At 52.2% G+C, this 24,005-nt stretch carries 17 protein-coding genes and 1 other RNA gene; 7 read left to right on the top strand and 11 right to left on the bottom strand.

Annotation, left to right across the window (positions count from 1 at the left end; translation table 11 throughout):
* Nucleotides 1-26 precede the first annotated feature (26 nt).
* The 7 genes from ABGT88_RS10015 to ABGT88_RS10045 form a co-directional block, all read right to left on the bottom strand.
* Nucleotides 27-1,115, bottom strand: coding sequence for an EpsG family protein (locus ABGT88_RS10015; protein WP_300131653.1), 1,089 nt, complete (start codon nt 1,113-1,115; stop codon nt 27-29).
* Nucleotides 1,112-2,374 carry a glycosyltransferase gene (locus ABGT88_RS10020; protein ID WP_346701882.1) on the bottom strand — a complete coding sequence of 421 codons (1,263 nt, stop codon included), beginning with the start codon at nt 2,372-2,374 and terminating at the stop codon, nt 1,112-1,114. Before ABGT88_RS10020 ends, ABGT88_RS10015 begins: the two co-directional genes overlap by 4 nt.
* Nucleotides 2,367-3,731 carry an MATE family efflux transporter gene (locus ABGT88_RS10025; RefSeq protein ID WP_346701884.1) on the bottom strand — a complete coding sequence of 455 codons (1,365 nt, stop codon included), beginning with the start codon at nt 3,729-3,731 and terminating at the stop codon, nt 2,367-2,369. Before ABGT88_RS10025 ends, ABGT88_RS10020 begins: the two co-directional genes overlap by 8 nt.
* Before the next feature lie 30 nt (nt 3,732-3,761).
* Nucleotides 3,762-4,283: a UpxY family transcription antiterminator gene (locus ABGT88_RS10030; RefSeq protein ID WP_346701886.1), complete on the bottom strand. Its 522-nt coding sequence runs from the start codon at nt 4,281-4,283 to the stop codon at nt 3,762-3,764.
* Between the two features lie 351 nt (nt 4,284-4,634).
* Nucleotides 4,635-5,267 (bottom strand): hypothetical protein, encoded by a 633-nt coding sequence (locus ABGT88_RS10035; RefSeq protein WP_346701888.1) that lies wholly within the window; start codon nt 5,265-5,267, stop codon nt 4,635-4,637.
* 289 nt (nt 5,268-5,556) lie between these two features.
* Nucleotides 5,557-6,882 (bottom strand): sigma-54 dependent transcriptional regulator, encoded by a 1,326-nt coding sequence (locus ABGT88_RS10040; protein WP_346701890.1) that lies wholly within the window; start codon nt 6,880-6,882, stop codon nt 5,557-5,559.
* Nucleotides 6,879-9,335 (bottom strand): ATP-binding protein, encoded by a 2,457-nt coding sequence (locus tag ABGT88_RS10045; protein ID WP_346701892.1) that lies wholly within the window; start codon nt 9,333-9,335, stop codon nt 6,879-6,881. The genes ABGT88_RS10040 and ABGT88_RS10045 overlap by 4 nt, the downstream gene beginning before the upstream one ends.
* Nucleotides 9,336-9,798: 463 nt before the next feature.
* Here ABGT88_RS10045 and ABGT88_RS10050 point away from each other — a divergent pair, with 463 nt between their 5' ends.
* The 7 genes from ABGT88_RS10050 to ABGT88_RS10080 all read left to right on the top strand — a co-directional run bounded on the left by ABGT88_RS10050 (nt 9,799) and on the right by ABGT88_RS10080 (nt 19,856).
* Complete coding sequence (locus ABGT88_RS10050) at nt 9,799-11,121, top strand: TolC family protein (RefSeq protein ID WP_258327945.1); 1,323 nt, start codon at nt 9,799-9,801, stop codon at nt 11,119-11,121.
* A 68-nt stretch (nt 11,122-11,189) separates the two neighbouring features.
* Nucleotides 11,190-12,287, top strand: coding sequence for an HlyD family secretion protein (locus tag ABGT88_RS10055; protein ID WP_087409177.1), 1,098 nt, complete (start codon nt 11,190-11,192; stop codon nt 12,285-12,287).
* A gap of 43 nt (nt 12,288-12,330) precedes the next feature.
* Complete coding sequence (locus ABGT88_RS10060; protein ID WP_346701895.1) at nt 12,331-14,007, top strand: MFS transporter; 1,677 nt, start codon at nt 12,331-12,333, stop codon at nt 14,005-14,007.
* Between the two features lie 56 nt (nt 14,008-14,063).
* Nucleotides 14,064-14,948, top strand: a complete 885-nt coding sequence (locus ABGT88_RS10065; RefSeq protein WP_241147849.1) for an AraC family transcriptional regulator — start codon at nt 14,064-14,066, stop codon at nt 14,946-14,948.
* A 30-nt stretch (nt 14,949-14,978) separates the two neighbouring features.
* The gene (locus ABGT88_RS10070) at nt 14,979-15,347 is read left to right on the top strand and encodes an arsenate reductase family protein (protein WP_346701897.1); all 369 of its coding nucleotides are present in this window, start codon (nt 14,979-14,981) and stop codon (nt 15,345-15,347) included.
* Between the two features lie 135 nt (nt 15,348-15,482).
* On the top strand, nt 15,483-16,055 hold the full coding sequence (locus ABGT88_RS10075; RefSeq protein ID WP_087409180.1) for a 30S ribosomal protein S16: 573 nt from the start codon (nt 15,483-15,485) through the stop codon (nt 16,053-16,055).
* 375 nt (nt 16,056-16,430) lie between these two features.
* Nucleotides 16,431-19,856 (top strand): LamG-like jellyroll fold domain-containing protein, encoded by a 3,426-nt coding sequence (locus ABGT88_RS10080; protein WP_346701899.1) that lies wholly within the window; start codon nt 16,431-16,433, stop codon nt 19,854-19,856.
* 351 nt (nt 19,857-20,207) lie between these two features.
* On the opposite strand, the gene ABGT88_RS10085 is transcribed toward ABGT88_RS10080, so the two are convergent.
* The 4 genes from ABGT88_RS10085 to metF form a co-directional block, all read right to left on the bottom strand.
* Nucleotides 20,208-21,272, bottom strand: coding sequence for a hypothetical protein (locus tag ABGT88_RS10085; RefSeq protein WP_346701901.1), 1,065 nt, complete (start codon nt 21,270-21,272; stop codon nt 20,208-20,210).
* A 113-nt stretch (nt 21,273-21,385) separates the two neighbouring features.
* Nucleotides 21,386-21,784: a transfer-messenger RNA gene (ssrA, locus tag ABGT88_RS10090) on the bottom strand.
* A gap of 110 nt (nt 21,785-21,894) precedes the next feature.
* Complete coding sequence (locus ABGT88_RS10095; RefSeq protein WP_087409183.1) at nt 21,895-23,016, bottom strand: DNA polymerase III subunit; 1,122 nt, start codon at nt 23,014-23,016, stop codon at nt 21,895-21,897.
* Between the two features lie 25 nt (nt 23,017-23,041).
* Nucleotides 23,042-23,998 (bottom strand): methylenetetrahydrofolate reductase [NAD(P)H], encoded by a 957-nt coding sequence (gene metF, locus ABGT88_RS10100; protein ID WP_258327404.1) that lies wholly within the window; start codon nt 23,996-23,998, stop codon nt 23,042-23,044.
* Nucleotides 23,999-24,005: the final 7 nt, after the last annotated feature.

Consider the following 24,005-nt stretch of genomic DNA (forward strand, 5'->3'; position numbering starts at 1 on the left):
TGTTTCATCGTAAAAACTCATCGGTATCATCGCCAAACAAACGATTCGAAAATGGTACGATACTCGATGTAAAAATCGCCATATATCTCGGAGTTGAAGAATACATGAAAATCATACACGGTAAATGCCATAATCAGCAACAAGGTACCCACCCGAACAATTTTATTGTCGATACTGCGCACCATGTGCGGATAGGTAGCTATCATAGGCACCTGCAGATACATGCCCAAGCGGGAAAACAACTGTGCCACAAATCCCAGCGGGATAAACAGGAACGAGAGTGCGGTCAGCTTAAACAACAACCCGATCTCCCGGTCTTGCTTCTTCTCGTAATAGAGCACCATGCACATCATCAGAATCTGGTAGACAAATCCTATTCCCGTCGCCAGTTCCGAGGTCTCTTTGCCCTCCTCCAGGTAATAGGCATATTTACTCAATCCCAACGACGAGAGGGTCTCCTCGACCATGTGCAATACGATATTCTGCAATAAGAGAATGGTAAAGAAGAGAACGCCTCCTATAATCACCCCCTTGTTACCCATCTTCCAGTTGAGATAGCCCAGAAATACGATGGGCAACAATATTTTGGCACTGCTGTGAAACAGCGAAGCAAATACGATAATCAATGCCGCCACGATAAACCGCTTCTTGAAAATATAGGGTACCGAAAGCAATACCAGGCCCATGGCCAACGCCTGACGAAACATCGAGGCATGCACCAGCATGAAATAGGGATTGAACACATACAGGAAGATGGCAAACCAATACCATTCACGTGGTACATACTTCTTGATAAACCAATAATAGACCCCTATCTCGAAGGCAGAGAGAACAATCACCAACGAGAAAAATCCAAACGGTTTGAACAGACGATACAAGAGTATCCATCCCACCTCCCAACGCTCGTCGGGATCGGAGTAGTCGAACCGGTCTATCGCATTATATATTGTGAACTTGTCGATATACTGTTCATAGTCATTTCCCCAATAGTAGCGTATGGACAAAAAGACAAACAGAATCACCATCGCCAAGGGGAAGGTCCACGACAGCCGCTTGTAGCGGGCCAGAAAAGCCAACACGACACACAACAGTCCTATAACAATCGTTTCAATCATGCCTTACAATTTTCTTTTCGATAGTCGAGCTGTTGTTCATACAACTCGATATAGTGCTCGAACTGTCGATTTTTATCATACCGCGCACAGGCTTCAGCCCTGCAGGCCTTTGCATAAAACGTTTTTCCCTTTTCACACATTTGGATAACAGTCTCAATCAACTGCTCCATATTTCCAAGCTCCACAACCCTCCCTGTAGCCGATGTTATCAGTTCAGGCAAAGCCGTATCGGCATACACTACGGCCGGAGTTCCACAGGCAAATCCTTCGGCAATTGTCAACCCAAACGACTCCTGATACGACAGACTCACTACCACATCGGCAGCCGAGTATATCGAAGCCAGTTCGTCGACACTCCCGGTGCGTTCGATACCGATAATCCCCTCGGGCAATTCGGCTATCTGTTGAGGGGTGAGTCCCACCATCACAATAGCAAAACGGTCGACCGGCAACGCGGCTCTCAACTTATAGTAATCGGACAATCCCTTGGCAGCGCTCCAATGCGAAGCAACCCCCACAACCACAAAGCGATTGCCCCAGCCGTAGCGTTCGCCCAACCGGTGTTGGTCTTCACGCGGATAGAAAACGGAGGTGTCTATTCCGTTTGTTATCACCCGAACCGGGACTGTACTCACAGCCGAATTTCTCACGACCGACGCCAACCACTCCGATACTGCGACAAAGGTCAATCGAGGCACCGCCGTAAAATACGAAACTTTCTGCTTCAATACCCAGGGCATCGTGCGGAAAACTCCCTTCAACTCTCCGCCCACATCGCTATTCCCACAACGGGGACACCGGCGACAACCGTCGTGCCACTGCTTACACCCGTAATAGGCAAAGTGAGTACAACCTCCCGTAGCCACCCAACAGTCGTGCAGAGTCCACACAACCGGGATACCGGCCCTCTTCAGATACGAAAAGAACAACGGGAAGTTCAGATAATTCTGATGAATATTGTGCAGGTGTATCAAGTCGGGGGAGAGCTTTTTTATCTTCTTGATAAAAAGCCAGGTATCGACCAACGACCCGAAGCCCTTCAGATTGAGGATGCGTGAAAACAGATAGGTGTGCAGCAAATAGGACAATCGGCTGCGAGTAATCCGTATCCCTCTCCCGGCCTCGAGACGAGCTTCACAAGCATAGGCAAAGGTATATTGCCAGCCGTGCTTCTCGGCTATGTCGCCTATCTCGGCAGCAATACGACCCGTAGACCACAGGTTGCCGTAGGTATTAACAATCAACAATCTCTTAGTCATGTGTGGATACCTCCTTGTTCAACACTTTCAACTGGCGGTTCATCACAATCGGCTGCACAATACAGTAGGGCAGCAAACCGATAATGGTCGCAGTAACCACAATCGTCCACGATGCGTGCGAAGCCAAAGCAACAATGGCTCCTATCTTAAAGACAGTTGCAAACAGAAATCCGTACAACTGACATTTGAGCTTGCCCAACCCGTTGGAGATGCTGGTCAACACCGAGACCCATATCATCTCGCAACTCATCAAGGCAAACAACAAAGCCACCGAAACATCTACGTCAATAGCCTTGCTACCCAACCAAAGTTTCAATATCGGGTCGAGAAAGGGAATAATAGCCAACTGCAACAACACCGAAAGCGCGGCTATGCCGTACAGAAAACGTATCAACTTGAGTATCCAACCATAGCGTTTCTCTACAAATGCCTTCGTGACGGCCGACCATACCGGTATCAAAGCCAAGGCCACCAATGAGCTTACAATCGAAAAGAGCTTGAAATAGATTTGATATTCAACTACAAACGCAGGGGCAAAAAAGTAGGAGATGATAAACTCGTTGGTAACCGTAATGACCATGTAAACGACCTGCACCAACAGGAAGAGGAACCCGAGCGACAAGACATCGTTCGCCTTGTTCCATCTGAAGCAGTGGAAAGAGGGCAAACAACTTTTCAGCTCCTTGCCAAAGACAAGAGCCGTCACCACCAATAGGGGCAAAGTTCCCGAGATGGCTTGTACCCACGACAGGGTTATGAAATCTTTCCCTATCTCGCCCGTAGGGGTATATACCCACAAAAAAAGCAACATCAGCACCGTCGAAATCAGATTGAGCAAATTGGGCCATGCCGACTTCTGCAACGCATATAGCACCGATAGAATCAACTTGAAAAAGAAAAAGGAGAATACACCGCAGAGCGTTACGATTACCCCCTGATATAACTCCTCGGCCGACAGTGCTTCGGTAGAAATATTAAAGATGCGGTTCCAGTCGATATACCGGCTCACAACGAGTGTAATCAGAGTAACCAGCAGGGTAATACCTCCCATCAAGATATAAGCCGACGAAATATGACTACGGGCACTCTCGTAATTTCCCAAACTCAAATCGGCGGTCAAATGGTTGCGTAGACCATGACCGATACCCAAATCGAACATATTGATCCAGGTCAAAACCGAATACATGGTAAACCAACAACCCAAAACCGCATTGTTGTTGAAATAACGCAGATAGAGCGGGAACAGTACAAACGAGATGAGAAAGCCCAACCCTCGTACGACAAATGCACCCAGTACATTGTCGACCAGATTGCGATTACCTGTATATTTCTGCTTTATGGTATTATAGCTTATCATATGGGTTTATACAACTGCAGTAAAAAGCCGTCAGCCATCTATCTTCTCCAAATAATTGCCCGGTATATAGACCGTGGCTACGGTAAAGAGGTTGTCTATGCGTACCACCACGCGGCGATGGCCGGCTATGCGCACCAGTTCGCCTTCGATGCCGGCAAAACTGCCGGCGACAACCCGCACGCGGTCGCCCCGACGCAGGTCGTGAGGCAGCACCTCGATTTCGTTCTCGTGGTGTTCTACCAGATAGATGAAGTCCTCCATCTGCTTGTCGGGCACCCGCAGCAGCGAGCGGCTGGAAAAGTCGCGCACATACCGCATGGGGTAACCGTAGTCGTTGATGAGCGAAATGCACTCTTTTTTACGACCATGCACGAATATCAGCCCGCTGATGAAGGGGACTTCGACCTTCTTACGCTTCCCGCCAATCTCTTTGACCGTCTCGTGAAAAGGGATAAAGTGCTTCACCCCCATGCGGGTAAGCAGCTCTTTGATCTTGCGTTCCTGGCGATAGGTTTTCGCCACGTACCACCCTTCTTCTTCGGTCTCCGGCATATTCGGTTCGGTTTTGACAAAGCCTAAGCCTCCAGGCGACAAAACGTCGTCCTCGACTACATCAGGCACTCCTGCTATCTCTTGCATTTTAACCTCTTAAACAGAGTTGTAAATACAATTTAACTATGCAAATATAACGAGAAATAGTTACATTTTAATATTATTTACGCTATTATTCCCAATAGATAAAAGAATTTGAATGCCTTTCTGCAAGGCCTTTTAAAGAGGGGATGCAAAAAACACCGCCATCCCCCTCATACCGAGGAGAATGGCGGCTCCATCATCTTCACTAAAACAGATAAAAATAAGAACGCTTTTTCTAAAGATTAACTCACTTATCCGATGCAAAAGTTATGCGATAGAGTTTTGGGCTTGAGGCTCGTCTTTCTGCGGCTCCTGCGTAGGAACGCTGTCGGTGGGCTCTTCGGTCAGGCCGAGCAGATAGAGATTGGCTTGAGGCTCGTCTTTCTGCGGCTCTTGTGTGGGAACACTGTCGGTGGGCTCCTCGGTCAAGCCAAGCAGATAGAGATTAGCTTGAGGCTCGTCTTTCTGAGGCTCTTGAGTGGGAACACTGTCGGTGGGCTCCTCGGTCAAGCCAAGCAGATAGAGATTAGCTTGAGGCTCGTCTTTCTGAGGCTCTTGAGTGGGAACGCTGTCGGTAGGCTCCTCAGTCAAGCCAAGCAGATAGAGATTGGCTTGAGGCTCGTCTTTCTGAGGCTCTTGTGTGGGAACGCTGTCGGCAGGAGCCGGCTCCTCATTCAGACAGAACAGAGACTTTTCACTCTGCGGTTCTTGAGAGGGGACACTGTCAGCAGGAGCCGGCTCTTCATTCAGACCGAACAGACTTGCCTCTCCTTGGGGTTCCTGTGCAGGAACACTATCGGTTTGTGCCGGTTCTTCGCTCGGACTCTGTGCATACGAAACAAAAGATGAAACGCTAACCGACATCATAAATACTGCGACTGATAACATTAACTTTTTCATAATTCCACATTTTTAAGTTATACACTCTATTATTCCATTCTTCGCCTAATGAAAATACAATCGCCGTGCCAATGGCGCCAATATGCACATAAAGCTCTATTTATTAAGATATTAAAAAATAATACCACTTGTAGCATAGTGTGGAATAGTGTGGAACAGATGTGGAGAGGTGTGGAAAAATTCCACACCACACACCCAAAAAGCATCGGGACACCCCAATTGGAGTGCCCCGATATAGATGTACGGGAACCGAGATCGAAAGGCGACAATCACCCCCACCCGCCCGGCTTCACTCGATGTGATACAGTTTGAGTTTGTTGTAGAGTGTCTTGCGATCGATGCCCAGCATTTCGGCCGCCCGGCTCTTGTTGCCTGCACAGTGTTGCAGAGCGGCCACAATCTTGGTGCGTTCGCTCTCGGGGTCGTGCAATGCGGCCGTCCGTTTCGCAGACTCGGCAACCTCCAGCCCCAGATGTTCCACCCCGACGGGAGCTCCTTGCGACAGCAGGGCGGCCCGCATTACGGTATTGCGCATCTCGCGCAAGTTACCGGGCCAGCGATAGCGACAAATCTGCTCCATGGCATCGGGCCGGAATCCCGGGACGGGCTTCTCCAACTCGCGATTGGCCTGGTCCAGAAAGAAGTTGGCAAAGAGTGGAATATCTTCGCCCCGCTCACACAGGCGAGGCATATGGATGGTAAACTCATTGATGCGGTGATACAAATCTTCGCGGAAGGTACCCGCGGCTATGGCAGCCTTCAAGTCTTCGTTGGTAGCGGCAATCAACCGCACATCGACCTTAATATCGGTCGTGGTACCTATCGGCTTGACCCTCCGCTCCTGCAACACCCGGAGCAGTTGTATCTGCACGTCGTAACTGAGGTTGCCTATCTCGTCGAGAAATATCGTACCGCCGTCGGCCTCGACAAAGGCTCCCACCTTGTCTTCGATAGCCCCCGTAAACGACCCCTTCTTATGACCGAAGAACTCGGAGGCGGCCAACTCCCTGGGGATGGCTCCGCAATCGATGGCCACAAACGGACGGTCGGCTCGCTTGCTCAACTGGTGTATCCGCTTGGCCACATACTCTTTACCTGTACCACTCGCCCCGTTGATTAAGACCGACATGCTGGTAGGGGCTACCAACCGTACATACGAATAGAGCTGCCGGGCAGCTTCGCTCTGCCCCTCGAGATAGCCGGGCTCTTCGGGTGCAGCCTTTGGCTTGGGCTGCTTCGGTTCGACGGCACGGACGGCGGCCCCGAGTACCTCGTTGATTTTTTGCAACAGATCTTCGGGATTGACCGGCTTGGCTATATAATCCTTGGCCCCCAGTTTCATGGCCTGGACGGCCGAGGGGATGGCTGCATAACTGGTCATCACGATAACCGGCACCGGTTGCCGCCGGGCATTGAGCCACTCCAGCAGGTCGATGCCTTCGCCATCGGGCAGCCGCAAGTCGCACAGCACCAGGTCGACGGCTTCGTCCTGCAGTGCACGCCGGGCCGCTCCCACCCCCGAAACCGAGGTGATGGCAAAGCCCTTTTTGGTAAGCCACGTCTGCAGCATGAGGGCAAATGTAGTATCGTCCTCGACGATAAGAATATGGTTCATGGTTGTTGTTCCTCCTTTCTTAAAATAGCTTGCAACTCGTCCCGTATCTGCCCGGCACAGGCGAGCAGAGGGGTCAAGTGTTCCGACAGGCTATCGCTCCACGGGGCAGCCCCCTCCTCTTCCAGTCGCGAAAGCAACGGCAGCATGTCCGAGAGCTTCAGCATGGCAAAAAGCGGCTGCCATTTGTGAGCCATACGGGTAACGACTACCCCGTTGCGCGTCTCGCGAGCCTGCTCCAGCTCTTCGATCTGGGTCGTAAGTTCGTGCAAGAGGGTTTCCAGTATCTTCACACGGGCGGCCCGGTCGTCACCGGCAAACACGGTGAGCGGCGAAAAGTCATATCGCCCCTGCGACTCTTCACCTTCGGCGGTCACAGGCTGCGGCTCGGCTACGGCCCGAGGTACCTCGTGCCAAATGGCCGACAGGCAGTCGGACAGCTGTGCCAACGAGAAGGGTTTGCGTAACACACGCGAAAAGCCTTCGGACAACAGACGCTCCGAATCGCTGCGGGCCGTGACCACGACCACGGGAATATCCCGGGCCCGGGGCACCGACGAATCGCGCAACGATTTCAAGAACTGCACACCATCCATCTCGGGCATCTGCATATCGGTAAAGACGGCGTCGAAGGGTTCGTGTTCCAGATAGCTGACCACCTCTTCGGGCCGCACACAGGCGACCGCCTCCACGCCGAGTTGTTTCAACTGGTTTTCAAAGAGGGTCAATTGTATCTTGTCGTCGTCGAGCAACAGGCAGCGGCGCCCGGCAAAGGCGGGAGCTTCGGGCTCGGCCTCGCCGTCGACCTTGTCGAGCGGAATCTCTACGGTGAAGGTACTGCCCACCCCCTCCTGGCTGCGCACATCGAGCCGGCCGCCGAGCAGGTCGACCAACTGCCGGGTAATCGTCAAGCCCAACCCGAAGCCTTCGATACCCTGGGCCGACGACAAGCGGGTAAAGGCCTGGAATATCTGTTCCAAATCGTCACGGGCAATGCCCCGCCCCGTATCGCTCACCGAGAAGACCAGGTATTGTCCCCGCACGAATAGATGCACGGTGACCCGTCCCCGGGCGGTAAACTTCAACGCATTGGAGAGCAGGTTGTCGACAATCTGCTGGATGCGCAACGGGTCGCCCGCAAAGGTGGCATTGGCCGACGGTTCGGCCTTCAACTCCAGCGTCAACTGCTTCTTCTCGGCCACCGGCTGCATGGCCGAGACAATCTTCTCGAACAACACCCGCGGATTGAAGGTAAGGTGATTGACATCGAGTTTATGCGACTCCAGCCGATAAAAGTCGAGCAGGTCGCTCACCAGCGACAGCAGATGGTCGGACGACGCCTTCATATTTTGCAGATAGAACCGCTGCCGCTCGCTGTTGTCGAGCCTCATCATCAGTTCTACATATCCGATAATCGAACTGAGCGGAGCCTTGAAGTCGTGCGTAATTGTCAGCATCAGCTTCTCGCGAGCCTCCAGCAGCTCTTCGGCCCGACGGCGGGCCTCCTCCAGTTCGCGACGCCAGCGGTCGTCGCGCATCCAGCCCCGCCACACCATGATGCCGAATATCAACGCCAGCACGATAGCCCCCGAGGCCACCCCCACCAGAGCATTCATCGACTCCTGGCGGATAGCCTCGTTGCGATCGAGAATCCGCTCCGAGACCAACAGTTGCTCCTGCTCGAAGCTACTCATCAGCCGGCCTATCTGCCCGCTCAACCGCTGGTTGTCAAACCGCAGTCGCCAGCGTTCCCGCTCGAGGGCCTGCTTCGAGAGCTCGCGACTCTCGTGAAAACCGCTCTCCATGGCCTTCAGGTCCAGAGCCAGCGAATCGCTCAAAGCCCCAATCCGCCGCGACTCCGACCGAATGCTGTCGAGTCCGCCCGGCGACTTGCCCGATATGGCATCGGCTATGCGACCGAACAGATTGCGCCGCTTGCGCTTCTCCATGAGCGAATCGCTCTTCTGGGCCAATTTTTGCTGATGGGCATGAATAAGGAGCAAGGAGTCTTGCTGACGCATGATGTCGTCGAACTTGCGATTTTGTTCCTCGGCCACATCGATCGACGTACTCATCAACCGACGGATGACCGAATTTTTCCGGTTCAACAGATAGACAATGCTGTCGATACGCGACAACTGCACCGAGTCGGCAGTGATGTTACACAACGAATCGACGCACGACACGGCATCGTTCATCAAACGCCGGTACACCGGATAATCGGAATAGCGTCCCCACACCAGCGATTGCCCCAGCGTCTCGGTACGATAGAGCAGCGACAGCGCATCGGATACTCGATGGCGCTTGGCCGTCATATCCTCCTCAACCTCACGCACCGATACCAACAGCCCTATCTCGTGATAGACAAACCACGAGGAGGAGAGCAGCACGACAACGAGCAGCAAATATCCCCACAACGCCTTGTTGCGGGTAGCTTTTCGGGAATAGGAAGCCATAGTTCACGATTTGGCGGTGAAGATAAAAAAATTTCCACAAAAACCATCCCCTCCTCCCCCCGCTATTTTTCATTCCACCTCTTCCTCCCTGCCCGAAACGGCCCCACGCCTGCCCCCCAACTACATGCCGGCCATCAGCATCGGCCGCCATTCATGACATACACTCGGGGGCATCACACCTTTTTAATAAAGAGGGACGAAAAACAGCCCCTGTCCACGGATCAAAACGCACCACGGCCTGCCACAGGTTTCCCGTTCACTTCTGCCGCCTGCTTACCCTACCCATCCCCCTCCTCAAAAACGGTCCGGACCGGATCCGTTTCACAGCTTTACAGCGATATATCCCGTTTTTTATACCCCACTCATACAGAAACGGAAAATATGAACATACAGTAGGGAAATCTCATCGCGATAAAGCATATATAACTACCTATTTTTGCAGTGGATAAATGAAACAAACGTTATGAAGAGACTTTTATTTACATTTGCTGTTCTCTCTACGCTTTTTCCTCTTAAAGCGCAGGAGACACTCACGCTCGAGCAGTGTCTGCTCATGGGCATCGAAAACAACCTCCAGCTACAGACGAGGCGCAACGACATCACGAAAGGCAAACACAATGTTACCGAAAACCGTGCCAAACTGCTGCCTCAAATCAACGCCGTAGGGTCGTTCAACGACAACTTCAATCCGCCCGTATCCGTAACCGACGGCTCGGCCTACGGCAACCCCTACAACGTGACCAAGACCTTGCAGTACAATGCTTCGGCCGGGCTCCAGTTGCAGATGCCGCTCTATAACCAGACACTGCTCACAGCGCTCGACATCACGAAGATGATGGACCGCATCAACCGCCTCTCTTACGACAAGGCCCGCAACGACCTCATAGAGCAGATAACCCGCATGTACTATCTCGCCCAGAGCACGGCAGAGCAGATTGCCATCATCAAGGACAACATCGCCCGACTGGAAGAGCTGCGAGATATTACCGTAGCCTTTTTTGACAACGGTATGGCCATGGATGTCGACGTGAAGCGAGTGAACATCAACCTGGAAAATCTGCAAGTACAATGCGACAACGCCGAGGCCATGCTCACGCAACAGACCAACATGCTGAAGTATGTAATCGACTATCCGGCCGAAAAGCCCATAGCCCTTACCGCAGTCAATGCGGCAAGCGTCGAGGATATTGAACTCACCGGACTTTACGAGTCGTTGCCCGAGCTACAGCTGTTGCAACAACAGAGCGAACTGGCCAACAAGCAAGAGACGATGATTCGGCAAGGCTACCTGCCTTCACTCTCGCTCACAGGCAACTTCACCTACTCGGCTTTCACCGACAAGTTCTGCAACTGGTTTCACTCCGGCCCCTCCAACCACTGGTACAACTCATCGGGTCTGGGCATCACGCTGCGTATCCCAATATTCGACGGACTCGAGAAACGCTCCAAGATACGCAAGGCCAAACTCGATGCCGAGAACGCCCGCCTGGCCTACAACGACGCCCTCAAAGGGTTGCACACCCAATACCTCAATGCAACCTGCGACCTCATGAACAGCAGGCGCAACTTCACCAAGCAACTCGACAACTACCGGCTTGCCGAGGAGGTCTACGCCGTTACGGCCGACCGCTACCGCGAAGGCATAGCCTCGATGACCGAAGTGCTCCAAGACGAGATGCAGATGAGCGAAGCTCAAAACAGCTATGTGACCGCCCACTACAACTATCGCGTGACGGCCTTGTCGCTCTTGAAACTGACCGGCAAACTCGACTCTCTGCTGAAATAGACCTTTTCACAGAGCAACCGAACAGCGCACAAACACACTCATAATCAACCATTTTAGAATTTACTTCAATGAAAACTCCGAACAACAACATACAGAAAACCAACACCCTGGAACAACAAGCCAAAAGATTACGGAAACAGCGCTCCCGCCAAATCGTAGCCAGCATCTTCGGCATTATAATCCTCGTATGCGGCATTGTGAAAATATCGATGATTTTTCTCGACTACAAAAATACCGAAACCAGCAACGATGCCCAGATAGAACAATATATCTCGCCGGTCAACCTTCGTGCCTCGGGCTACATCAAGCGAGTATGTTTCACTGAACACCAGAACGTAAGAAAGGGTGACACCCTCTTGATCCTCGACGACCGCGAATACCGCATTCGCGTGATGGAAGCCGAAGCTGCGCTGAAGGATGCTTTAGCCGGCGCATCGGTCATAGGACAGACACTGCAGACGACACAGGCTTCGGCCTCGGTCTACGAGTCATCGATTGCCGAGGTTAAGATACGCCTGGCCAAACTCGAGAAAGACCGCACCCGCTACCAGAACCTGCTTGAACGCAATGCCACAACACCGATACAACTGGAGCAAATCGAGACCGAATACGAGGCTACCCAGAAAAAACTGGCCGGACTGATAAGCCAGCAAAAGGCTGCCATATCGGGCGTGAACGAGGTATCTACCCGCCGCCAAAGCACCGAGGCTGCTGTCGAAAGAGCCCGCGCCGCACTCGAGATGGCCCGCCTCAACCTCTCCTACACCGTAGTCGTGGCTCCTTGCGACGGCAAACTCGGACGCCGTGCCGTCGAGGACGGGCAGTATGTTTCGGCCGGACAGACTCTCACCTACATCATACCCGACACCCAGAAGTGGGTGATTGCCAACTACAAGGAGACCCAGGTCGAAAACCTGTATGTAGGTCAGGAGGTAGCCATTACGGTAGATGCTCTTGACGGACATGAGTTCAAGGGACGCATCTCGGCCATCTCGGGAGCCACCGGTTCCAAATACTCGCTCGTTCCTACCGACAATTCGGCCGGTAACTTCGTGAAAATACGCCAGCGAATCCCGGTCAGAATCGACTTCACCGATCTGTCCGAAGCCGACAACGAACGCCTGGCTGCCGGCATGATGGTAATCGTAAAAGCTAAAATCGATTAAGCAAGCTGGCTCGTGAAGCATCTCTCACAAAAAGCTTAGAGTCATGAAACAAAATACGATAAGCCTCACCTATGGGGCAAAATATAAGAACTACCCGTTCTACAACTGGGTACCCAAGCCGCTGGGCATCATACTGCTGATACTGCTGTTTATCCCCATCCTCACCGTAGGTGGCGTTTATACAGCCAACAGCGGCGAAATGACAAGCGGACTGGGCATACAGTCGGAACACATACAGTTCGTGGGGTTCGTCACCTCCGTGGGCATGGCGGCCTTCTCGCCCTTCTTCTACCAGTTGGTGTGCATACGCCGCGAAAAGATGATGTGTGTCGTAGGGTTCTCCCTGATGTATCTTCTCAGCCATATCTGCGCCATCACCGACAGCATATTTGTGCTGGCCCTGTGCAGCCTCATCATGGGGTTCTTGCGCATGGTACTCATGATGGTCAATCTGTTCTCGCTCATACGCTACGCTTTCGGCATGGAAGCTACGCAAAACATCACACCGGGCAACGAACCTGTCGATGAAGAGGGATGGGACCGACTCGACTCGGAGAAGAGCAAGAGCATGCCGATAATATATCTGTTCTTCATGATCCTGGGACAGTTGGGTACATCGCTCACGGCATGGCTGGCTTATGAATACCAGTGGCAAGACGTGTACTACTACATGATGTGTATGACGCTCGTAGCTATACTCATCGTCCTCGTCACCATGCCTTACCACACCTACAACAACCGGCGTTTCCCCATTACGTTCCGCAAGTTTGGCAATGTGGCCGTTTTCAGCGCCATGATGACCTGCGGCATCTACGTTCTCGTGTATGGCAAAACGCTCGACTGGTTCTCCGACCCCACCATCGTACGCTCCACGATACTTACGGTAGTCTTTGCCCTCGTGTTCTTCTACATGGAGTGGTCTCACCAGTCGCCCTACTTCCTCATGGGGGTATTCCGCCTGCGCACCATCAACATGGGTATCGTCCTGTTCCTCCTGCTCATGGTGTTCAATACCAGTTCGATGTTTGTCAACGTGTTTACCGGCATGAGCATGAAAATAGACAACTGGCAGAATGCCGCCTTGGGCAACTGGAGCATGCTGGGCTATTTCATCGGGGCCGTGATAGCCATCTTCCTGGGCTCCCGCAACGTAAAGCTGAAATATCTTTTCGCTTTAGGTTTCTTGCTCATCGGCCTGTCGTCCCTGTTCATGTATTTCGAAGTGCAGACCGACGGTCTGTACGAGAGGATGAAGTACCCGGTAATCATACGCTCGACCGGCATGATGCTCATCTACTCCCTCACGGCCGTGTATGCCAACCAACGCATGCCCTACAAGTATCTGTCGACCTGGATATGTATCATGCTCAGTGTGCGTATGGTTATTGGCCCGGGTATCGGTTCGACCCTCTATTCCAACGTGCTCCAGCACCGCCAGCAGCACTACATCACAATGTTTGCTCAAGATGTAGACCGCATCAACCCCCAGTCGGCCGCCGACTACGACCAGACGGTAAACGGGATGCGCTGGCAAGGCCGCAGCGAGACCGAGGCCGAACACATGGCTGCCACGTCTACTAAAGGCAAAATACAAGTGCAGGCCACCCTCTCGGCCGTCAAGGAGATGTCGGGGTGGACCTTCTACGGTTGTATCATTTCAATGCTCTTCGTACTCATTTATCCATACAAGAAGAGGGAATTATCTGCTTGGCGGGAATAACAACCCGCCAAGTCAGATAATTTTTATTACCTTAGTGGCGATAAATATTTGCCCCTATGGAAAAAACACTTTATGAAAAGGCTACGGCCCGGCTTGACACGCTGCAAGAAATGATGTCGGGCCAGGCCGATGTGTGCTCGTCGGGGGGTACCGTTTCTGATTTCCCGGCATGTATGAAAGAGGGGTTTATCAGTTTCGGTATAGGCCTCATCGTGTGCCACGAAGGCGAGTTCGAGTTCACCTTGTCGGGCCGCTCCTACAAGGCCAGCCGCAACGAAACCGTCTTTATGCCCGAGGGGGGTCTCTTCCGCGTTACACGGCAATCGGCCGACGTGCTCCTGAGCCTCATCATCTACCACACCGAATCCATCCGCGACATCATGGGGGCCATGGTACAATCGGTACACCTCTATACCCTCATGTCGTCCAACATACCCTGTGTGTGGAGTACCGGCTGCGAAAACGACATCGCCCGGTACATCTCCCTGATAAAGGCCAAAGATATTTCGTCCGAAGATTTCTTTTCGATCAACGAGCACAAGTTGCTGCTGCTATCACTCACCTACCGGCTTTGCTCCGTGTTCAGCCAGAAATTCCTGTCGAACAGCCCGACCCATGCCCGGCGCACCGAGATATTTCTGAAACTGATACGACTCATCGACCGCCACTTCATGCACGAGCGGGGTGTGGCATTCTATGCCGACAAGCTATGCCTCTCGCCCAAATATCTGTCAGAACTATCAAAATCGGTTTGCGGATATACCGTTCAAGAACTGGTATTCAAAAACATAACACGCAAAGCCATGTCGCTGCTCGACAGCACCCACAAGACCGTAGCCGAAATTTCCGACGAACTCAATTTCCCTACCCCATCGAGTTTCGGCACATTTTTCCGCAAGCAAACAGGCTTATCGCCTCAAAAATATCGCAACCAAGCATAAACCGAAGTACAACAATCATTACCGACACCTATGGAAATTTTGTTTTACCAATACCCTCCATGCAGCACCTGCCGCAAAGCGGCCCAATGGCTGCGCGACCATCACATCGAGGTAACAACCCGGCACATCGTAGAGACTCCGCCCACGGCTCAAGAGCTCGTCCAATGGATTGCCCGCAGCGGGTTGCCTCTGCAAAAGTTTTTCAACACCAGCGGCCAGCGATACCGCGAGCTGCGGGTGAAGGAGCGCATCCCCACCGCCCAGCCCCAGGAGCTGATCGAGCTGCTGGCCTCGGACGGCATGCTCATCAAACGCCCGTTGCTGGTCACCGGCGACCGGGTGCTCGTGGGTTTCGCCCCCACCCAATGGGAAGAGGCTCTATGCCCCCAGTCGAAATAACGGTACACCGCCACCCCCGAAGCGGACAAACCGAAGCAAACAAAAAGAAAATTAAAGAGTTTTACTTGCACGATTCGCAAAGAAACACTACCTTTGCGCCGCTAATGCAAATACTAACCAATTAAAAAATTTCAAATGGCAACAAAAATCAGATTACAGCGCTTTGGTCACAAAGACTATGCGTTCTATCAAATTGTAATCGCCGATAGCAGGGCACCACGTGATGGTAAGTTTATTGAAAGGATAGGTTCTTATAATCCGAACACTAATCCTGCTACAATAAATTTGAATTTCGAACGGGCTTTGTATTGGCTGACAACGGGTGCTCAACCCACCGACACCGTGCGCAACATCCTCTCTCGTGAAGGTGTATTGCTGAAAAAACACTTGCTGGGCGGTGTAAAGAAAGGTGCTTTTACCGAAGAAGTTGCAGAACAACGCTTCGAAGCCTGGTTGAAAAACAAGAAATCGGCTACCGATGCTGAAAAGGCTAAAATCTCTGCCGCTAAAGACGCTGCTGCCAAGAAACGTCTCGAAGACGAAGTAGAGAAGAACAAAGTGAAAGCCGAAGCTGTTGCTGCTAAGAAAGCTGCCGAAGCTGCCGCCAAGGCCGAGGCTGAAGCCGCTGCCAAAGCAGAAGCCGAAGCTGCCGCTGCTGCAGAAGCTCCCGCCGAAGAAGCAGCTCCCGCTGCCGAAAATGCTGAATAATCCAAAACTTAGACAGCATATCGAGACGGAGTATCCACACCAGGATACTCCGTTCTCTTTTTATAAACACCTTTCTACTCCGCACCCTACCCTCTCGCACCCCTGCCGCCAAGGAGAATTTAACACATCGATTGATTCCATTAAAGCCCATTCACGACTTTTTTTATAAAAAAGGATAAAATAAATTCCTTTCCCTACTAGGGACCCTACTCGATATAGAGTTATTATTATATATGATAAAAATTTTTTTTGCAAAAAACAGATTTGCAAGCCTATTTTACGGGGGGGTAACCATGAAAAACAGATGATCGAAAAAAAACAGATAATCGAGAAACATCCAATAAGAACACATTTTTTTCACTAAACTTTTATATCATGAGAAAACATTTTTTACTATTCTCTCTATTGTTTGTTCTCTTGCCATTCTTCACGACACAGGCACAGGAGAATAAAGCAATCAACATTCCACAACTCAACATCAACTGGAGCACCTCGGCCTACCGACTGGAAGTACCCGAAACCATTCTGGGCGACCGCAGCGGCGGAGCTACCGACCGTACGGGAAAATCGTTCACCGTGGCCGCTTGGATAAACATGAATCAATTTACCAACGGAGGCTATAAAAATCAAGGCAACGTGATTATGGGTCACGGCGCCCGTGCTCACATCAACTACAACGGTAGTCTGGTATTGGCTACGACAACCAACGGTACCCTCAAAATCATTTCGGGAGGTGGCAACACCGTGTCGGGCAATATCAATGCAACCATCGACTTGAATACCTGGACCTACCTGACGCTGGTCTACGACAACAGCGACTTTTCGGTAAAGGTCTACAAAGACGGTACACTGGTCGACTCTCGCAACAACGGCTCGCAATTGACTCTCTTTGACGACGACCCCTGTATCTTCTTCGTGGGTGGTGCCGGTTTCTCGGGCCTCTGCGACGAAATGCAGTTCTATAACAAAGCTCTTACGGCCGACGAAGTAGCCCAAGCCTACAACAACAATCCTCAGGGCGTCTCGGGTCTGACTGCCTGGTACGACTTCAACGAAATCGAGAGCGGAACAACCGGTACGTTTGCCAACAAGGCTACCGGCTCGGCTCATGCCGACACCAAGGCTGTATTCTATAACCTCACCAACGCCACGCTGAGCAGCGACGGTGGCTATACCTCTATTAAGGCCTTTACCGAAACTGCTCCTACCTTGGCCGAAGGCCGCACGATTGAGACCACCACGATGTACACCGTAACCGTACCCGAGACCGTAGAGAACGGAACCCTCTCGGTCATGAGCGGCAAAACGGCCCTCAACGCCGGTGAAAACCAGGTAGAGGCCGGCACCGAATTGACCATCACGGCTACGCCGAGCGAAAACTATTTCGTAGAGTCGCTTACCGTAAACGGTACTCCCGTTGAAAACGGCGGCACTTATGTAGTGAACGAAAATGCCACCATCGCCGTTTCGTTTGCCGAAATCGAAATGCACAGCGTATCGGTTGCCATCGACGAGAGCGTAGACTATCAAATCACCATGGACGGCGAACCGGTCGAAGACCTCACTTCGATAGTTGCCGGCAGCAAACTGACGCTGACCATCAACGCTCTGCCCCAAGGCAAGAAACTCGCATCGGTAACCCTCGGCGACGAGCCCCTCGAGGCTAACGAAGACGGCACCTACACCTTCACGGTAACTGACGACGCTACCCTCACCGTTACACTGGCCGACATTGCCTACTATACCGTAACCTTGCCCGAAACCGTAGAGAACGGTACACTTACCGTTATGAAGGGCGACGTAGCCCTCAACCCCGGCGAGAATACCCAAATCGAAGAGGGTACTACCCTGACCATCACCGCTACCCCCAACTCGGGTTATGAAATACTCTCGCTGCAAGTCAACGGCGAAGATTTCACCAGCGGCAACACCTACGTAGTGAACCAGAACGTAACGATTACGGCCTCCTTCCAGTTCGAAGGCCCCAAAGCCGTACTGGTTCCTGAAATCAGCGGTCAATACAAATATCAGTTCCGCTTCGACGACAAAGTATTGGGCGAACACGAAAATGGCGTGAACAACTCGTGGAACAACGGCAATGTAACCGGTACCGACCACCGCGCCCGCAACTTCACCATGTCGGCCTGGATTAAGGCTGTCAGCACCGGTGGCGACGGTCAGATTCTCGGTCACGGACAATCGCTCTTCTACAACGCCACGGGCACATTCGGTGTATTCCTCAACAACGGTCGTCTCACCTTGAAAGCTCGTTCCTGGGAAGATGGCGGCAGCTGCCCCGGTATTGCCGAAGTAGCTACCAATGCTACCCTCACCACCGACGAATGGGCCTTCATCTCGGTAGTAGTAGATGATGTAAACAAGACCATCAAACTCTACAAGAACGGCAAACTGGCCGGTACGGGCGACTTGGCAACCATCGTTGAAAACGGCGTACGCGAAGGCCACGGTATCGGTCTGCTTCAAGACGAGTGCGTATTCTTCGTAGGTAACGGCGGTTTCTCCTGCTATGTTGACGAAGTACAGGTATGGACGAAGGCTCTGGACGAAAAAGAGTTGAAAGAGTCGATTCGTGGTGGCTACACGCAAGAGAACATGCCTCAGGAACTGGTAGCCTACTACAAGATAGAGAATGACTCGGAAGCCGAGTTGGAGAACAAGGGTACCTATGGTGCTTGCCCGGCCGGCGTGGTTGAAGGGACAACTCAATACAGTTCGACCTATTGGACCGATGTATATACCTGCGACTTTATCTCGGTACAAATTGTAGAAGGTCACACCTTCCCGACCAACAACCTCACCATTACCCAACCGACCGAAGGCGGTACGTTCAAAGTAGTAAACGCCCAAAATGAAGAGGTAACCGACGGCCCCATCGACCAATTCACGGCTCTGACCGTTGTTGCCGAACCGGCCGAAGGATACCGTCTGGACAAAGTATTGGTTAACGGCGAAGAGAACAGCGGCACGACCTTCGTAATCGAAGACGATACCGAAGTAACCGTAGTCTTCACCAACCAAGCTACCGTAAGCTACACGACCGCTGCTCATGGTCAGGTAGAGATGTTTATCGACGATGCTACCGAGGCCACCGCATTCGGCGAAGTTACCCTGGGTTCGAAAGTAACCTTGAAAGCTACCCCCGACGAAGGCTATGAACTGACCTCGCTCCTGATCAACGGCGAAGAGAAGATTGACGAAGTATCCGACAACACCTACACCATCGCTTCGCTCGACGACGATGTGACCGTCGAAGCTGCCTTCAGCGAAAAGGTTCTCTACTGGCAAATCACCTGCATGGTTGAAGGTAACGGTACGGTTACCATCTACGACGAAGAGGGCACGCAATACCCCAGCGGTTACAGCCAGATTCCGTCGAATGTAGACATGAGACTGGAATTCGAGCCGGCCGAAGGATACGAAATCGTTGACTTCTACGAAACCGATGCCGAAGGCGAAACCACTTCGTTGCTGACTCAGATTCAATCGAATGTATACAATATCGGCCGCCTCACCGGCAACCACATCTACAACGTGAAGTTCAGTGCCATCAGCGGCATCGAAGAAACCATCGACGCCCTCTCGATCTACTGCAACGCCGGCATGCTCTATGTAAACGGCCTGGGCGAGAACGCTACGATTGAAATCTACGACATCACCGGCAAACTGGTGAAAGTAGCTCACGAAGCTCCCGTCAATGTAAGCGACCTGTACAACGGCTGCTACATCGTGAAGGTAGCGATGAACAACGCCGAGAAGGTGGTAAAATTTATCAAACGATAAGCCTTTGCATTTCGACCGACCGACAGTAATCCGTTGCGGTCAATAGCCAACCAATCGGGGCCGCCTCGCATCGCGAAGCGGCCCCGATTCTTTACACCCCTTCCTGCCGGCATCGATAGTCCCCGAAAACGATACAACGGGGGGAAGAAAAAACAAGGGCCATATCTTCGTCGCGATATAGTCCCTGTTGTATATCATAAAATCGGAAATCGAAATTCTATCAAATCATTTCTCGCAGCACCCTTTGGAGAAAGTCTTATCCCCTTGACAACACTGCCACAACCGCTTTTCTGCTCATACCTGCCAGCGGTCTCGACAAAACGCCCGACTCCACCTCATACAAAGGCAAAGCTATTTCAAATGTGCATCGAACGTAACAAGCAGCATCACGCCACTGGCCTCTTTTTTGGAGTACATGATGCCGATTGTATGGCCTTCCCAGTAGCCCTGGTATCCGGCAGACATACCCCATTTGTGCTTCTTCATTTCTATACCCAACATATTCAATTCGCGGCACATCTGTTCGGCTACGTTTTTCACGTTTTTCGCCTCGGTCTTCACATGAAACTGAACCGACTTGACAGAGTCGCTCTTCTCATCTACGCAGCTAACCGATACATAGTCTACCACATAATCCGCGTAAGGGAACTGCACGTTGGCAAACAGGGTCGGCTGGCCAGAAAAGTCCTTATCGGTACGGACGTTGGTAAATAAAGACGGGGTCGTCAGAGCCACGCCTTGCAATACAGAGAAGGAAATCTGGCGAGTATTCACCACCCCCAAAGGACGCTCCAGCATCATCGCCACGGTGAGCGGGAAAGACTTATCGATGTATTTCGTATAGTCCACAACCAAAGCCTCACGGTCATCCGACTCGCCATAATACAGAATCACCCGGGTCTCCTTCTCCACACCGTCCTCTTCCAGCAGGCCGGTTTTACTGTTCACGCTGCGATGCCGCACCTCCCGCTCAACCCAGTTGCCCTTATCGTCATAGCGGAGTATCCGGTAGTTATCCACGCTCAGCAGGGTGGAATTATTATAGAACACCGACTTCTCGATACGCTCAGCGGCCGAGTTGTATTCATACATGGTGGTCATTTCGCCCAGCAAAGCCACATCGTTTTCAAAAACGAGCAGCCCGTTTAACTCATCATATTGATACTCTGTACAAAACTGATTACAACGCTCCAGAAGATAGCCGTCGGGACTGTATTTGCCTGTATCCTGTACGGCTTGATTGTTGACCGAGATCAAGCGGCCGTCGAAATCATAAGTATATACCTCGTCTCCACTTTTTATCATTTTCACATGGCCATAGGCATCCTCGACAACGGCATCGTAATACTTCTGCGCCCCGACCGAAGGAATGCTCAACAGCAAAACGGCACATAGGGAAACAATCCTGTTTTTCATATCTGTCCTAACTTTTAGGCCACAGCCAACCACGTGACGGAAAGAGGGTATGGCACAATTACGGAAACGGGGTCACATCTTGTTTTCAGACGCAATCCCGGATAATTAAATTCTTGTGGAGCTGGAGGGATTCGAACCCTCGTCCAAACGAGGAACTAATGAGCTTTCTACATGCTTATCTTCGCTTTGATTGTCGGGTACAGACAAGACCGAAGCCACCAATCTGTACCTTAGTTTCTAAAATTTCATCGTCGGCCCGAAACCTGCCTCCGACTATTTCCGATATTATTGCACCACCGATTCGGTACGCTTCGGAACCACAGCAACCGGGTGATGTCTTGTCTCCGCAACTGTTGCAGAGATTAAGCTAATCTACTGTACTTCGATTAAGCAGCAAGAGCGTAGTTATTTTCGCCAGTTAAATTTTTGCTGTCTGAGATTATAGAGCGGGGCAACAAACGCTCTGCATGCTTACCCACCACTTCTACCCGCTGTCAAAACCGGTCAGCCCCAGTGGTAAACTTCGTTCTCCCCCTCGAACGCTTTCGATGAGGGACAACAAAGATAATGCTTTTCCGGCAGATTCTACCGGCTTCCCCGAAAAAAAAATGAATTACAGGTCTCAACTCTTCAACAGCAGAATGAGTTTGATGGCCAGGTCGAAGAGCACGATTTTGGCATTGGCGTTCTGCCCGATGTCGTTCTGGGCATCGCTCAGGTGCTTCATTATGGCCTGTACGTTGCGCTCGTGAATGAAGGGGGCAAAGCGGGTCGAGAACTGCTCCTCCTCGCGATTCATATACGACAGTTCGGGCATGTGCAGGTTGTAGATATAGTTCTCGCGCACCATGCGCTGGGCATAGGCCAGGAAACGGCGCAGGCGCTCGCGACCCAGGTCGGCCACCTCTTCGCTCCACGCCTTCAGGTCTTTTATCTTGCGCCCGTAGGCCAGGCGCATCACCTGCACAAAGTAGTTGAAGAACAGGCGACTCTCCTCGTTCAACTGGAGCGACTCGCACGCCCGCAGATAGCTGCCCTCGGCCACATGGGCTACAGCCAGGGCATCCTGCGCGGCAATGCCGTAACGGCTCTGCAACGCCTCGGCAATGACCGGCGTGGGGAGCGAACGCATCTCGATGAGTTGCGACCGCGACCGTATGGTACCCAGCACCCGCTCGGGGTTGTTGCTCACCAGCAGGAAGACACTGCCGGGATAGGGCTCCTCGAGCAGCTTGAGCAGCTTGTTGGCACAGGTATCGTTCATGCGCTCGGGCAACCAGATAATCATGATTTTATAGGGCGACTCGTAGCTCTTCAGCGACATCTTGCGCAAGATGCTCTCGCTCTCCTCACCATAAATCATGGCCTGCTTGTTCTCGGCATTGATGTAGCTCAGCCACGAGTCGATGCCGAAATAGGTATGTTCTTTCAAGAACTCGCACCACTCGGGCAGATAGTCGTCGCAGATGCGTTTCTTCTTCTCGACCTTGACAATGGGAAAGACAAAATGCAAGTCGGGATGCGTGAAGGCCGCATACTGCTTGCACGACGGGCACACCCCGCAGGCATCGCCCTGCTGACGGTTGGTACAGTGTATATAGCGGGCATAGGCCATGGCCATGGCAAACTTGCCTATCCCCTCGGGACCGCACAACAGTTGGGCATGGGCTATGTGGCCGCTGTCGACCGAACGCAGCAACCGCTGTTTCACCTCGTCTTGCCCGATTACATCTTTGAAAAACATATCGCGTTCTCTCCCCTCTTCTCTTTTAATAAACCTGCTTGGCTATCTGGTAGACACTGTCGACAGCCATGAGCGAATAGAAGTGTATGCTGGGCACTCCCCTCGCCTTCAACTCGCGCGACTGGGCCGTGCACCACTCGATGCCCACCTGCTTCACCTGCGAGTCGTCCTTGCACTTGACCACCTCGCGCACCAGCGCATCGGGTATGTCTACATGGAATACCCGCGGCAACAGGGTGAGCTGCGAAGCCTTCGAGATGGGTTTCAGCCCCGGCACGATAGGCACGGTGATACCGGCAGCCCGGCAGCGGTCCACGAAGTTGAAGAACTTGCTGTTGTCGAAAAACATCTGCGTCACGATGTAGTCGGCCCCCATGTCGACCTTCGCCTTCAACCACTTCATGTCCTCGTCGGGGTTGGGCGACTCGTCGTGCTTCTCAGGATAGCCGGCCACCCCATAGGAGAAGGGGCGCGAGCTGACTACATCCATGGGGGTGCCGTCGATGAAGAAACCCTCGTTGAAACGGTTCACCTGCTGCTCCAGCTCGATGGCATGCTCATACCCGCCCGGCACCGCCGTGTAGCGGCTCTCGTGTTTGGCCTTGTCGCCCCGCAGGATAAGCAGGTCACATATCCCCAGAAAGTTGAGGTCGATCAAAGCATACTCGGTCTCGTGGGCCGAGAAGCCGCTGCATATCATGTGAGGCACCGTAGGTATCTGGTATTTGTTCTTGATGGCGGCGGCCACCGCTACCGTACCGGGACGGCTGCGCTCCGATACCCGGCGGAACAATCCGTCGGGCGTATCCTTGTAGACCAACTCGCTGCGATGTGTCGTAATATTGATATAGAGAGGATCAAATTCACGCAGCGTGTCGATAGTCTTGAACGACTTCTCGATACTGCTCCCCTTCAGCGGGGGTAATATTTCAAACGAAAAACCGGTACTCCCGTTATTCTTCAGTAAATCGGCAACCTTCATAACTCTT

The sequence above is a fragment of the Barnesiella sp. An22 genome (assembly GCF_963931395.1).
GTDB classification, from domain to species: domain Bacteria; phylum Bacteroidota; class Bacteroidia; order Bacteroidales; family Barnesiellaceae; genus Barnesiella; species Barnesiella merdigallinarum.

Excerpts from the sequence above, each read along its gene's own strand:
- ABGT88_RS10030 (WP_346701886.1), bottom strand. The coding sequence starts at position 4,283 with ATGCCGGAGACCGAAGAAGAAGGGTGGTACGTGGCGAAAACCTATCGC.
- ABGT88_RS10015 (WP_300131653.1), bottom strand. The coding sequence starts at position 1,115 with ATGATTGAAACGATTGTTATAGGACTGTTGTGTGTCGTGTTGGCTTTT.
- ABGT88_RS10095 (WP_087409183.1), bottom strand. The coding sequence starts at position 23,016 with ATGTTTTTCAAAGATGTAATCGGGCAAGACGAGGTGAAACAGCGGTTG.
- ABGT88_RS10060 (WP_346701895.1), top strand. The coding sequence starts at position 12,331 with ATGAAACAAAATACGATAAGCCTCACCTATGGGGCAAAATATAAGAAC.
- metF (WP_258327404.1), bottom strand. The coding sequence starts at position 23,998 with ATGAAGGTTGCCGATTTACTGAAGAATAACGGGAGTACCGGTTTTTCG.
- ABGT88_RS10050 (WP_258327945.1), top strand. The coding sequence starts at position 9,799 with ATGAAGAGACTTTTATTTACATTTGCTGTTCTCTCTACGCTTTTTCCT.
- ABGT88_RS10070 (WP_346701897.1), top strand. The coding sequence starts at position 14,979 with ATGGAAATTTTGTTTTACCAATACCCTCCATGCAGCACCTGCCGCAAA.
- ABGT88_RS10055 (WP_087409177.1), top strand. The coding sequence starts at position 11,190 with ATGAAAACTCCGAACAACAACATACAGAAAACCAACACCCTGGAACAA.
- ABGT88_RS10080 (WP_346701899.1), top strand. The coding sequence starts at position 16,431 with ATGAGAAAACATTTTTTACTATTCTCTCTATTGTTTGTTCTCTTGCCA.
- ABGT88_RS10065 (WP_241147849.1), top strand. The coding sequence starts at position 14,064 with ATGGAAAAAACACTTTATGAAAAGGCTACGGCCCGGCTTGACACGCTG.
- ABGT88_RS10075 (WP_087409180.1), top strand. The coding sequence starts at position 15,483 with ATGGCAACAAAAATCAGATTACAGCGCTTTGGTCACAAAGACTATGCG.
- ABGT88_RS10025 (WP_346701884.1), bottom strand. The coding sequence starts at position 3,731 with ATGATAAGCTATAATACCATAAAGCAGAAATATACAGGTAATCGCAAT.
- ABGT88_RS10020 (WP_346701882.1), bottom strand. The coding sequence starts at position 2,374 with ATGACTAAGAGATTGTTGATTGTTAATACCTACGGCAACCTGTGGTCT.
- ABGT88_RS10040 (WP_346701890.1), bottom strand. The coding sequence starts at position 6,882 with ATGAACCATATTCTTATCGTCGAGGACGATACTACATTTGCCCTCATG.
- ABGT88_RS10085 (WP_346701901.1), bottom strand. The coding sequence starts at position 21,272 with ATGAAAAACAGGATTGTTTCCCTATGTGCCGTTTTGCTGTTGAGCATT.
- ABGT88_RS10035 (WP_346701888.1), bottom strand. The coding sequence starts at position 5,267 with ATGAAAAAGTTAATGTTATCAGTCGCAGTATTTATGATGTCGGTTAGC.
- ABGT88_RS10045 (WP_346701892.1), bottom strand. The coding sequence starts at position 9,335 with ATGGCTTCCTATTCCCGAAAAGCTACCCGCAACAAGGCGTTGTGGGGA.